Source organism: Frischella sp. Ac48, assembly GCF_019641635.1.
Classification (GTDB): domain Bacteria; phylum Pseudomonadota; class Gammaproteobacteria; order Enterobacterales; family Orbaceae; genus Frischella; species Frischella japonica.
Genome location: NZ_JAETXP010000012.1, coordinates 17682 through 30104, shown reverse-complemented (window position 1 = coordinate 30104; position 12423 = coordinate 17682). Strand labels below are relative to the sequence as shown.

10 protein-coding genes are annotated in these 12423 nt (G+C 32.8%); 4 read left to right on the top strand and 6 right to left on the bottom strand.

Annotated elements, in window-relative coordinates; genetic code table 11:
* Positions 1-24: 24 nt before the first annotated feature.
* The 3 genes from cysK to yfbV all read right to left on the bottom strand — a co-directional run bounded on the left by cysK (position 25) and on the right by yfbV (position 2856).
* Positions 25-990, bottom strand: a complete 966-nt coding sequence (gene cysK, locus JMI89_RS08780; protein WP_187755350.1) for a cysteine synthase A — start codon at positions 988-990, stop codon at positions 25-27.
* A gap of 878 nt (positions 991-1868) precedes the next feature.
* Positions 1869-2396: a primosomal replication protein PriC gene (gene priC, locus JMI89_RS08775; RefSeq protein WP_220679865.1), complete on the bottom strand. Its 528-nt coding sequence runs from the start codon at positions 2394-2396 to the stop codon at positions 1869-1871.
* A 13-nt stretch (positions 2397-2409) separates the two neighbouring features.
* Positions 2410-2856, bottom strand: coding sequence for a terminus macrodomain insulation protein YfbV (gene yfbV / locus JMI89_RS08770; RefSeq protein WP_220679864.1), 447 nt, complete (start codon positions 2854-2856; stop codon positions 2410-2412).
* 224 nt (positions 2857-3080) lie between these two features.
* On the opposite strand from yfbV, the gene JMI89_RS08765 reads away from it, so the two are divergent.
* From JMI89_RS08765 to guaA, 3 genes are all read left to right on the top strand, one after another.
* Positions 3081-4283, top strand: a complete 1203-nt coding sequence (locus JMI89_RS08765) for an acetate kinase (RefSeq protein WP_187755347.1) — start codon at positions 3081-3083, stop codon at positions 4281-4283.
* 58 nt (positions 4284-4341) lie between these two features.
* A complete protein-coding gene (gene pta, locus JMI89_RS08760; protein ID WP_187755346.1) occupies positions 4342-6480 on the top strand; it encodes a phosphate acetyltransferase in 2139 nt (712 codons plus the stop codon).
* Positions 6481-6702: 222 nt separating this feature from the next.
* Positions 6703-8286, top strand: coding sequence for a glutamine-hydrolyzing GMP synthase (gene guaA / locus JMI89_RS08755; RefSeq protein ID WP_220679863.1), 1584 nt, complete (start codon positions 6703-6705; stop codon positions 8284-8286).
* A 234-nt stretch (positions 8287-8520) separates the two neighbouring features.
* Here guaA and JMI89_RS08750 read toward each other — a convergent pair whose 3' ends face one another.
* The 3 genes from JMI89_RS08750 to JMI89_RS08740 form a co-directional block, all read right to left on the bottom strand.
* Positions 8521-9831 carry a sulfatase-like hydrolase/transferase gene (locus JMI89_RS08750; protein ID WP_220679862.1) on the bottom strand — a complete coding sequence of 437 codons (1311 nt, stop codon included), beginning with the start codon at positions 9829-9831 and terminating at the stop codon, positions 8521-8523.
* A gap of 935 nt (positions 9832-10766) precedes the next feature.
* Entirely contained in the window at positions 10767-11186 is a 420-nt protein-coding gene (locus JMI89_RS08745; RefSeq protein ID WP_187755344.1) for a hypothetical protein, read from the bottom strand.
* A gap of 235 nt (positions 11187-11421) precedes the next feature.
* Positions 11422-11589 carry a hypothetical protein gene (locus tag JMI89_RS08740; protein ID WP_187755343.1) on the bottom strand — a complete coding sequence of 56 codons (168 nt, stop codon included), beginning with the start codon at positions 11587-11589 and terminating at the stop codon, positions 11422-11424.
* 487 nt (positions 11590-12076) lie between these two features.
* Here JMI89_RS08740 and JMI89_RS08735 point away from each other — a divergent pair, with 487 nt between their 5' ends.
* A complete protein-coding gene (locus tag JMI89_RS08735; protein WP_220679861.1) occupies positions 12077-12271 on the top strand; it encodes a hypothetical protein in 195 nt (64 codons plus the stop codon).
* Positions 12272-12423: the final 152 nt, after the last annotated feature.

The following is a 12423-nucleotide window of genomic DNA, read 5'->3' as shown; positions in this document are numbered from 1 at the left end:
TTATATTTTAAACAAATTTTAGGATTAACCTAACTCTTTTTCTGTAAAAATCCCATTAAATAAATCGGTACTTAAGTAACGTTCGCCTGATGAAGGTAAAATAACCACGATGATTTTATCTTTATTTTCAGGTAATTTAGCTATTTTGTCTGCCGCAAATACTGCAGCTCCTGAAGAAATGCCTGCTAATATACCTTCTTTATCCATGATTTGTCTCGCCGTTTCTATTGCATCTTCATTAGAGACTTTTTCAACAACATCGATAAGCGTCAAATCTAGATTATCAGGGATAAATCCCGCGCCAATACCTTGAATTTTATGTGGTCCTGGTTGTAAAGGTTGGCCAGCTAACGCCTGAGAAATAACAGGTGAGCTGAGAGGTTCAACAGCAACAGCAGTAATGTTTTTACCTTGCGTTTTTTTTATGTAACGTGTAATCCCCGTAAACGTTCCTCCGGTTCCAATACCAGCGATAAAAATATCAATGTTACCATCTGTATCTTGCCATATTTCAGGACCAGTCGTTTTTTCATGAATTTCTGGATTTGAAGGATTACTGAATTGCTGTAACATTAAATGATGTTTGGGATCACTTCCAACAATAGCTTCAGCTTTTTCGATTGCACCTTTCATACCTTTTACTGCTTCAGTCAAAATTAAATTTGCACCTAATGCTTTTAATAACTTTCGTCTTTCAATGCTCATGCTTTCCGGCATCGTTAAGGTTAGTTTATAACCCCGTGCAGCAGCAACAGCAGCGAGTGCAATCCCAGTATTACCGCTGGTAGGTTCAACTAATTCAACTTCTGGTGTGAGTAAGCCACGTTTTTCTGCATCCCAAATCATATTAGAAGCAATACGACATTTAACACTAAAACTTGGATTACGTGATTCAATTTTGGCTAAAATATTGCCATGACCGAAATGTTTTAATCTAATGAGTGGTGTATGACCTATGGTTTGTGAATTATCATCAAATATTTTACTCATGTTAGAATCCTTGTTTATCATTTTAAAAAATAGTACTAAATGATGTTAACGAACAAATTATTGTTATTATATGAGCTTCTAAAAAAGAATATAGTAATTAATTATTATAACAATATTCGCTTTAGATCTAAGTGGAAACAATTCAGCTTATTTTGAAAATTTTATCTGAATAATTAGTTGATAATATTATTTTTCATTGTTTTTTTAATTTCATTGCATAATTTGACGAATTGAACATTTTAATACTGTTTTAAATAATTAAAACTAGAATCAGATTTGGCTATAATTTTTGTAGTCTTATAGCGTTTTCCTATTGCTTTAGGGAGTTTTTCAAAAAACGCTGGTTCTTTGGTTGACGATGCATAAATACAAACGATATATGAGGTGATATCTTTCATAAATTAAATTGAAACCATAATTTTATATTTTATGGTTCATATTACTCTGCATAAGCAGTTAATAACTATTCTGATAAAAATAAATATATTTGTGCTGTAAAAACACCCATATTTAATCATAATGAATAAGCCAAAATATATTTCTATAAACTTAACGTTGGCGGTAAACTAAATATTTTATGTCATATCTTCATGAATTTTTTTTCAAATAGTATTGAAGAGAAACCAACAACGCAAAAGTCATAAAGTGATGATTAGTATGAAATTCGATAATTTTGTATTGTTAAAAACGCAATTGTAAAAATGCAAATATAATAGTTTATATTAAGCTAAAACTTAAATTAACTGATGACAGTTTTACTAAATAATTGTCCATATACCAGCCAAATAACCATATTTTAGGATACTTATAAATGGTTATATTTATGAGTTTTATAGTAAATTGTTAGTGAATAGTGAGGAGGATAAATGAATACTATGTTATAGCGAGTCAATTTGTTCTTCAAGTTTCATCAGTGCATATTGACAGCGCGCAATCCGCTGATCAAGCACAGTCATTTTCTGTATTAGAGTAGGATTAGACTTATCGAATTGTTGTAATTCGTATTTCATGGCTTGTAAGCGGCGTAAGTAATCCAGATGTATATTATATTTATCATAAAGTGATTGCGTAGGTAATTGGCTATTTGTTCTGTCCTCAGGTTGAATATTTGCGAGTCCTCGATTTAATGCCTCAATTTGATAACATAAATGTTCAGTTAAATATTCAATTGCAGCAAAATATTGACCATGATTATTCTTTTCAACCAATTCCTCTAATTTTTGATAATTATGCTTAATTTCAAGAAAATAAAAGTTGTAACCCGCCTTAGCCGGCGCCCGTTTAAATAGTGATATATCAAAGCAAGGGCTATTAAGTATTAGCTGTTGATAAGGTTCTATCGAATTCTCTAATTGATCAATTGTTTGCTGAAGTTTTTGTAATAATAATTTAGTTTGATTATTCATAATTGTTGACTTATTAGTGAGTAAAGTAATTGGAATCACTATCTTCAGAAAGATGCCTATTAGCAAGATTCATTAATTGCATAAAATCCATAAAGTTTATATTAACTGTTTTTATTGCTTTTGCCCCGATAATTTGTTTAGCAATTAAACATTTTTGAATATGATTATAATGATCTAATAAGCTAAGGGGCAAAGGCGAAGTTGCGCGTTTACCTAGCCAAATTATGCCTTGCAAAGGAAGACTTAAAGCAAAAATTGTCGTAAGGATAGTAATGGCCAGCTCAATGTTCATATAGTATTGCCATACTATCAATGCCACAATAAATGGCGGTAAATATTTACTGGCCGATTTAATATAATTAATAATTTTAATTTCGGGAAAGGTAGATGCTAGCGTTAATTTTGTTGGGCAAATTGAAATATATTTTCGACCAATCTTAAACAGTTTTAATAAATTCATTACAAGAGGATTCCTCGACATTAGCTATTTATTGTCTTAAAATATAAGTATTAATATTGGGAATTTTATCTAGCCTTTATTTTAATACAAAAAAAGGGTCTTAAATAGAGTTCCTAAGTCATATTAATCTTTACGATTAATTTTTATATATTTTCATTTTAAATAAGTTCAACCAACAGCAATCATGCTGGCGGTGTTGTTTTATTTTAAAAAAAGGATTTATTATGTCGAGTAATCTTGTTCTCGTTTTGAACTGTGGTAGTTCTTCCTTAAAGTTTGCTATTATTGATCCAAAAAATGGTGATGAGTATATTTCTGGTTTAGCTGAATGTTTTAATCTTCCAGATGCACGCATCAAATGGAAATTAGACGGTGAAAAAGGTGAAGCTTCATTAGGTGCTGGTGCAGCTCATAGTCAGGCAATTAAATTTTTGGTAGATAATATTTTTTCTAAAAAACCTGAATTATTAGCTAATATAAGCGCAATTGGTCACCGCATCGTCCACGGCGGTGAGAAATATACACAATCAGTAGTTATTGATGATAGCGTGCTAGCTGGCATCAAAGAAGCAGCGGCATTTGCTCCATTACATAATCCAGCCCATCTTATCGGTATTGAAGAAGCGTTTAAAGCATTTCCACATTTAAAAACAAAAAATGTTGCTGTGTTCGATACAGCGTTTCATACCACAATGCCTAAAGAGGCCTATTTATATGCCATTCCTAATGAACTTTATACGAAATATGGTATTCGTCGTTATGGTGCACATGGTACTAGTCATTTTTATGTCAGCCAACAAGCAGCTAAATTATTAAATAAACCTGTTGAAGAGACTAATGTGATCACTTGCCATTTGGGTAATGGTGCTTCAATCTCTGCTGTAAAAAATGGTAAATGTGTTGAAACTTCAATGGGATTAACACCATTAGAAGGCTTAGTCATGGGAACTCGCAGTGGTGATATCGATCCTGCAATCATGTTTTTCCTACATGACAATTTGAAAATGTCTGTTGCAGAGATTAATGACCTATTAAACAAAAAATCAGGGTTACTCGGTTTAACTGGTGTTAGCAGTGATTGTCGTTATGTGACTGAAAATTATGACACAGATGAGAATGCAAAAAATGCTTTAGATGTATTTGTCCATCGATTAGTTAAATACATTGGTGGTTATGCTATGTTATTAGATGGTCGTTTGGATGCTATTGTATTTACTGGTGGTATCGGTGAAAATGCTGAAGAAGTTCGTCGTATGGCACTTCAAAAATTAGGGCTACTTGGCTTTGAACTTGATCAAGAGCGTAACCTTGCTGCTCGATTTGGCAAAGGCGGAACGATTACTAAAGATGGTTCAGCCATTGCGATGGTGATTCCAACTAATGAAGAATTAGTTATTGCTCAAGATGCTGCCCGTTTAACAGCATAATAATAATTGACCGCCAAATTTGGCGGTTTTTTTAGATTCAAAGAAAAGGAGTACAAAAGTGGCTCGTACCATTATGTTAATCCCAACTGGTGCAAATGTCGGTTTAACTGGCGTTAGCTTAGGCGTTATTCGTTCAATGGAACGTCAAGGTGTCAATATCAGTTTATTTAAACCAGTCGCACAACCTGCTTTAGATGGTGATCGTCCTGATCAAACAACGACATTGATTCAAAGTAATACATCAATCCCAACAAATAAACCACTGAAAATGAGTCATGTGGAAAAATTATTAGGTTTAAATCAGCAAGATGTATTAATGGAAGAAATCATAGCCCTTTATGCTGAAAACAATAAACAATCAGATGTAGTTTTAGTAGAGGGAATTGTTCCAACAGCTAATTATCCGTTTGCAAATGAACTTAATTACAATGTTGCGAAAACTTTAGGTGCGGAAATTATTTTTGTTATGTCTATGGGCAGTGATACGCCGGAGCAACTGAAAGAACGTGTTGAAATAGCACGATCTAACTTTGGTGGTATCAAAAATGAGAAAATTACTGGTGTGATCATCAATAAAGTTAACGCGCCGATTGACGCACAAACTTTAGCGCGTCCAGATGTTTCTGATATTTATCATACACCAAAATTTGATGGAAAAAAAATCACTATCGATGATTTACGCCAACATAGCCCATTACCGGTATTAGGTTGTATTCCCTGGAATATCGATTTAACGGCATGTCGCGCTGTAGATATGGCCAATCATCTTGCAGCTAAAATCATTAATGAAGGTGGTATTAAACAACGTCGTATCAAACACGTTTCTTTCTGTTCACGTAGTGTGCCAAACATTATTTCTCACTTACGTCCAAATGCATTACTTGTAACGTCAGCAGACCGTGCTGATATCTTAGCGACCATCTCTTTAGCGGTGATGAACGGTGTTGAAATTGGCGGTGTTTTATTAACGGGTGGGTATGAAATAGATGAGAATGTAGCTAAACTTTGCCAACCGGCATTTGAAACTGGATTACCTGTTTTTAGTGTTGACACCAATACATTCCAAACCTCGATAAGTCTACAACGTTTTAATCTAGAAATTCCAGTCGATGATAAAGAACGTTTAGATAACACACAAAATTTTGTAGCTGATCATATTGATGGTGACTGGATTAAATCATTAAAAACTGAAATGGTAGATGGCATTGTACGTATGTCACCACCAGCATTCCGTTACCAATTAACAGAATTTGCTCGTAAAGCGGGTAAAACAATTGTATTACCAGAAGGTGATGAACCTAGAACAATAAAAGCCGCTGTTATCTGTGCTGAGCGCGGTATTGCTAAATGTGTATTACTTGGTAATCCAGATGAAGTAAAACGCGTTGCCGCTACGCAAGGCGTAACGTTAGGGGCGGGTATTGAAATAATGGATCCAGAGGCGATTCGTGAAAATTATGTTCCGCGTTTAGTTGAATTACGTAAAAATAAAGGTATGACCGAAATTTTAGCGCGTGAACAACTTGCTGATAATGTCGTACTTGGTACTATGATGCTTGAAGCAAATGAAGTGGATGGATTAGTATCAGGTGCGGTACACACGACAGCAAATACTATTCGTCCACCTTTACAATTAATCAAGACTGCACCAGGTAGTTCATTGGTGTCTTCTGTTTTCTTTATGTTAATGCCTGAGCAGGTATATATTTATGGTGACTGTGCAATTAATCCAGATCCAAATGCGCAAGAATTGGCTGAAATTGCAATTCAGTCAGCGGATACTGCGATTGCCTTTGGTATCGAACCAAAAGTTGCAATGATTTCCTACTCAACCGGTAATTCGGGACAAGGCGCGGATGTTGAGAAAGTGAAAGAAGCAACACGCATCGCGAAAGAAAAACGTCCAGATTTATTAATTGATGGTCCATTACAATATGATGCGGCAGTAATGCCTGATGTAGCTAAATCTAAAGCACCTAATTCCCTTGTTGCGGGTCAAGCAACGGTATTTATTTTCCCTGATTTAAATACCGGTAATACCACTTATAAAGCGGTACAACGTTCTGCTGATCTGGTTTCAATTGGTCCAATGTTACAAGGTATGCGTAAACCTGTAAACGATTTATCACGTGGTGCATTGGTTGATGATATTGTTTATACCATTGCATTAACTGCAATTCAAGCTACTCAACAATAATTGTGTTTTAAGTAGATCAGAAAATATGAGGTGATATAATATCACCTCATATTATTTTAGGGTTCTTAATAATAATTGTTTAGTTAGTTTCAATAAACATCATGATATTTAAAGTCTAGAAATCATTGTTAAATACCTTATTTTATATAATAAAATCAATAACTTATGTTTTGATGTTTATTTTCAGATCATACTGTTTATTAGCTTACTAGGAAAAACCACATGAAAAAAGACATCCATCAGCAACGTATCTTAATTCTTGATTTTGGTTCGCAAGTGACTCAATTGATTGCTCGTCGGGTCCGGGAAATTGGCGTGTATTGCGAACTTTGGCCGTGGGATGTTTCAGAAGAAAAGATTAAGCAGTTTAATCCCAAAGGGATTATTTTATCAGGTAGCCCAGAAAGCACTACTGAAGCGAATAGCCCAAGAGCACCAAAATATGTCTTTGAAGCTGGCGTACCCGTATTAGGGATCTGCTATGGTATGCAGACTATGGCTGTCCAAGTTGGTCAAAACGGGCAAGTAACGGGTTCTAATCAACGAGAATTTGGCTATGCAAAAGTTGATTTAGTTGGTTCATCTCAGTTAACTGATGGTATTTTTGATAGCACTAATGCAGATGGTATTAATCAACTTGATGTCTGGATGAGTCATGGTGACAAAGTAACCGCAATTCCAGACAGTTTTACTGTGATCGGTCGTACCGAAACTTGCCCTTATGCTATTATGGCAAATGATGAAAAACAATTTTATGGTGTTCAATTTCATCCAGAAGTCACGCACACCGTCAAAGGTTTTGAAATATTACAACGTTTTGTAATTGATATATGTCAGTGTGAAAAGCTATGGACACCATCTTCAATTATCACTGATGCAATTGCGAAAATTAAAGAAAAAGTGGGTAATGATAAGGTTTTATTAGGACTTTCTGGTGGGGTTGATTCCTCAGTAACTGCATTACTTTTACATCAAGCAATTGGCGAGCAATTAACTTGTGTTTTTGTTGATCACGGTTTGTTACGTTTAAATGAAGATCAGCAAGTGATGGACATGTTTGGTAATAAATTTGGTTTAAATATAATTGCTGTCAATGCTGAAGATCGTTTTATAACAGCGTTGAAAGGCGAATCGGATCCTGAAGCAAAACGTAAAATTATTGGCCGTGAATTTGTGGCTGTATTTGATGAAGAAGCCGCTAAACTTAAAGATGTCAAATGGCTTGCACAAGGTACGATTTATCCAGATGTGATCGAGTCTGCTGCGGCTGATACAGGTAAAGCGCATGTGATTAAATCCCATCATAATGTTGGTGGATTACCAGAAGATATGAAATTGGGGTTAGTCGAACCGCTCCGTGAACTTTTTAAAGATGAAGTACGCAAAGTAGGTTTAGAGCTTGGTTTATCATATGATATGCTTTACCGTCATCCATTTCCTGGACCTGGTCTCGGGGTGCGGGTACTTGGTGAAGTGAAAAAAGAATATTGTGATTTACTACGTCAAGCTGATGCGATTTTTATAGAAGAACTCTACAAAGCTGAACTATATCACAAAGTTAGCCAAGCCTTTACTGTCTTTTTACCTGTTCGTTCTGTAGGGGTCATGGGCGATGGCCGCCGATATGACTGGGTTGTTTCATTGCGTGCCGTTGAAACTATCGATTTTATGACTGCTCATTGGGCACAACTGCCTTATGATTTTTTAGGGCGAGTTTCAAATCGAATTATTAACGAAGTAAACGGAATATCCCGCGTAGTATATGATATAAGTGGTAAACCACCTGCGACTATTGAGTGGGAATAAATATCGTTTTGGTGATGGCCTTTTAAGCTTATAAAAGCCAGAAATATTATCAATATTTTTGGCTTTTTATTTAGATTAAGTAGTGACTATATCTTTAAATTTTAAAAACTCATTAAATTGTTAAACACATGATTTATTAAATTTAATTCGCCTCTCATTAAGTTAAAAGTTTAATATTACTTGTTTATTAATGCCCATTTAAGCAGTTGTTTAAGTTGTCAACTTAACAATAAATTAATTTTTTTCTAAAAATTCTAAAAATGGCATAACCGTATTGTTAGATAGATAAACGCGATCGTTATTTTTTTCTTGATTAAGTATAGTTGGTTCAATTTCATAACCTAACAGGTTAGATAAAATATATTTATTCATTAAACCACTTAAGTAGCCATTTGTTGCGCGAAATGATTCTATAAATTGACAATTAAACTCATTTTTAGTTGATATCATCATAAATGGGATCAAAAACTGGTCAATACCTTTTACGAAACCATGCCCAACATTTACTATTTCTCCATGGTCTGAAGTATAAATTAGTGTATAATTATCACTATATGTTTTAATCACGTCATATAAGGCTTTCACCACACGGTCTGTATGATGGATCGTAAGGTCATAATCTTCAGCATTAGGTAATGCCTGTTTATCAATTTCATCATAACTTGTATAATTTTTATGACTCCCACGTAAGTGAATAAAGATAAACTTTTTAGGTGAGTTGTCATTCTTTAGTCGATCTTCCAATAGTTTACTTAAACTTATATCATCAAAATTATCGGTAAATTCAATGTAATTACTTTTGCGAGCAATAAAGCCGAATTTAGTACTAAACGAGCTAGAGATAGATTGTTGTATTGACGCTAACCAAAACGTTTTATAATCATTGTACTTAGCCATTTCAATAATTGACTTATTATTAAATAAATTATCATCGCTTTCAGGAATATTAAATGATAAAGTCATTGGTATTGAGTCTCGAGTAAGCGCAGCAGTTGAATGAGCCTTTTGAACGATACATCCATTTTTTTGATTAAAAATTTCAGTCATGAAAGGCGTGGTTGGTTTATCGTAGCCATAAGTACTATAGCGAGTAACTAAGGAAGATTCTCCCATTATTAATACAACCAAATCATTATCTGTTTTTTTAGGGGGTAATATAACCGCCTCATTAAATTTTTCAATTTCATTGAAATTTGAATAGATATCGGTTGAAATAGGTTTGAGACCTACATACAATAAATTACCAGTTAAAGCAGGAAAATAAACACGTATCAGCTCTGACATGGTATTAAAATCCCCATTTTTGATTTCCTTTTTTATGGGTGTTCCAAGTATTAGGATAAAAAGACCACAAAATGAGATGATATAAAATGATAATGGTATGGTTATTCTAAATTCAACAGAAATAAATCTGCGGTAAATAAAAACGATAGTGAGGGTGATTAATAATGCTGGGCAAGTGATAATTAGCACTTGTCCACTCATTGACCATGCTTCGTGAACATTAGTTTCCAACAAAGAATCAAGTACACCTTCTGAAATCATCTCACAAAATAGATTATATAAGATATTTCACATAAAAATAGAAATAACATTAGCGAACCTAATGCTACAATAAAATAATTACGGTTTTTAATAAATATCGTAATAAATAAAATTAAGCACAAAGTTGTGATCAATATAAAACAAAAATTTATTATATCAAAATTACAACTATCGATTTTAGCCAAAGATTCAAGTATATAATAGTAAGCCAAAAAAGAACTGAGAATGATGTAAACTAAAAGTAAAATTGAAGCATTTCGGTATCGATAAATAGGTTGGGGAATCTTCATGGAATTATGATTGGTTTTTGTTATTTTTGTTTTCGATTTTAATATAATAATTGATTAGATTAATTTTCGCAACATAATAAATTTTAAGCGATTGCAAATATTCGCTATGATTGGAGAAATCATATTTTGTTATTATTAAAACTTGCAAAGCGATAATTTATTTATATAAAAAAGAATAAATTTATAAAAGAGTTGAATGAAAATGTTCTCAATAATTTTTGATCTATCTATGTTTTAATGTCCAAAATTACTTTATTTTGGTTGTTGCATCGCTAATGGATTAAGTTGAGTACAATTACTTAACTAAGCCTTTTACCAATTAATTGTGTGGTAGTTCTTCTATTGATAGCTGCACATAATGGTGGGATCTAGCTATTCTTAGGTATTAATAACGTGAAAGCTGTGCCATGATAAAGAGTTTTCTGTTTAGTTACTGTTGATTTGCACTTACACAGTTTAATGGGCTTGTAGTATCTAAATTTTAGGACTATCGATTGAAAAAAGTAAACTTTTTTACGATATTGATTATATTTTTTTCAAGAAATAAATCTATTATTTTTAGTAATAGTTATACTCTATTTGATTGTTCCATATTTTCTCTGGAAAGAGTAGTTATCTTTAAATTCATTATATTTTTAAATGTTGTTATGTTTTTGCTGTTAAAAAATAATTGCCAATAATATTCTCTAAATTAGCTTCTTGCCATTTTTCGTTCAACAAATAATTGGGCATTTTAAATTGAAATTTTTCATTATCGACCATGAAAGATAATTTACTACATATAATACCCCTTTTAAATTGTATATTGCTAATCTTTTCCATTGGAATTTTTTTTATATTTTTGGTTAAGTCCCCTAATTTGGTTAACTCAATTAAGATAATCTGATCAGGTTGAAAGTAAATTAAATAGTGTTTAATCAAAAATACAACAAAAAAATTATAAAATACATATTGCCATAATGAGGCATCCTTGGAAATATATAGTATTGATTTATCATCAAATTTTGGTAGTTGGGCTTTCTCGAAATAGTCTTTTATAATATATAATTTTAAACCTCTATTCATTTGATTCCTCATTTCTACTTTGCATTGATTTACTATATATTGAGCAATATGTTACATCTTTTTTCATAATTTCATAAAAAAATATTGCAAATAAATTGAATATTTTCCATCAAAGGTTTGATATAGGATTAGATAAAATAGTCTTGTCAATAACTTTTAAAATATCCTACGTTTAAGTTTAAAAACAGATATCATCAATAATGGCAGGATAATACCAAATTAACATTGGTGAGCTTTAGTGTACATTTGATATCCCCTGAATTGATAGTAAACAACTTAACTCAGCCAACTTATTTTTATGATCATAACGCTTATAATGAATACCATAACTAATTAAATATCGATAAATATCATCCACAATTTTGATGCCATTTTTTTTGATAATCTGCTTCTCTTTTTTCATCGCTCACCCTGGATGTATACTTCACTATTGCTCTTAGCTGATTTCACTTTCTTAAGTTGATCGAGTATAGCTGATGTGTTTTTTTAAGTTGTTTAAACTAATGAAATATTTATGGTTGATAATAATTAATCATTATTTAATTAGTCTAACTATTTCCATTCTCTAGTAGGAAGAAGGTTTTTAATAAGCCAGAGCATATTAATGGTAGAGGATAAGTGGTCTTGCACTCTATTTTACCTAAAGAGCCGTTTTGGCTATATTACAGAGCGAGTTAAGTGTAAAACCCAGCTGTTGATAACTTTTCAATAAATGAAATGTTTTCAAAAAGTTAAAAAACTTTTGAGGTTTTCGGGGGTAAGGCTGTTGTTTAATCTGGTAAAAAAATTCATTTTGTTCGATATTTCCGTTACTATAATCCTGAAATAGGCTTATACATTAGTAAAGCCCCATAAGATTGGCGGGAAACAACACGAATTTTTATGCCTGTGTGAGTGATATAAATACAGAAGTGGATATATTTGGATTAAATAAGTATAATTCGATTGCGGTTTTAGGAAGAAAGATATATCAAAATCCTGTTGATTTTGGCGGAGGTGTTCCAATATTTGTTGACCCTATTGTATGGAAAACCAATCCTACTGCAGAAAAATTACTTGATGAAGGGCTTCAAATTATGATTTGATGAGTAAAAGCTATGCTCCTATTGAATTGACGGAAAGAAATGAATCTACATCACGTTCTTGGTGCTGACACAACTATTAGACAGTACTCATAAAAAGCCTTATAAACCATTACACGGCTTAATAGAAGACGGTAATAGTTCTAGAAACAACA

Bases quoted from the DNA above. Each gene is read 5' to 3' on its own strand.
- JMI89_RS08745 (WP_187755344.1), bottom strand. From the start codon at position 11,186: ATGAATAGAGGTTTAAAATTATATATTATAAAAGACTATTTCGAGAAA.
- JMI89_RS08750 (WP_220679862.1), bottom strand. From the start codon at position 9,831: ATGATTTCAGAAGGTGTACTTGATTCTTTGTTGGAAACTAATGTTCAC.
- priC (WP_220679865.1), bottom strand. From the start codon at position 2,396: ATGAATAATCAAACTAAATTATTATTACAAAAACTTCAGCAAACAATT.
- yfbV (WP_220679864.1), bottom strand. From the start codon at position 2,856: ATGAATTTATTAAAACTGTTTAAGATTGGTCGAAAATATATTTCAATT.
- JMI89_RS08765 (WP_187755347.1), top strand. From the start codon at position 3,081: ATGTCGAGTAATCTTGTTCTCGTTTTGAACTGTGGTAGTTCTTCCTTA.
- JMI89_RS08740 (WP_187755343.1), bottom strand. From the start codon at position 11,589: ATGAAAAAAGAGAAGCAGATTATCAAAAAAAATGGCATCAAAATTGTG.
- cysK (WP_187755350.1), bottom strand. From the start codon at position 990: ATGAGTAAAATATTTGATGATAATTCACAAACCATAGGTCATACACCA.
- guaA (WP_220679863.1), top strand. From the start codon at position 6,703: ATGAAAAAAGACATCCATCAGCAACGTATCTTAATTCTTGATTTTGGT.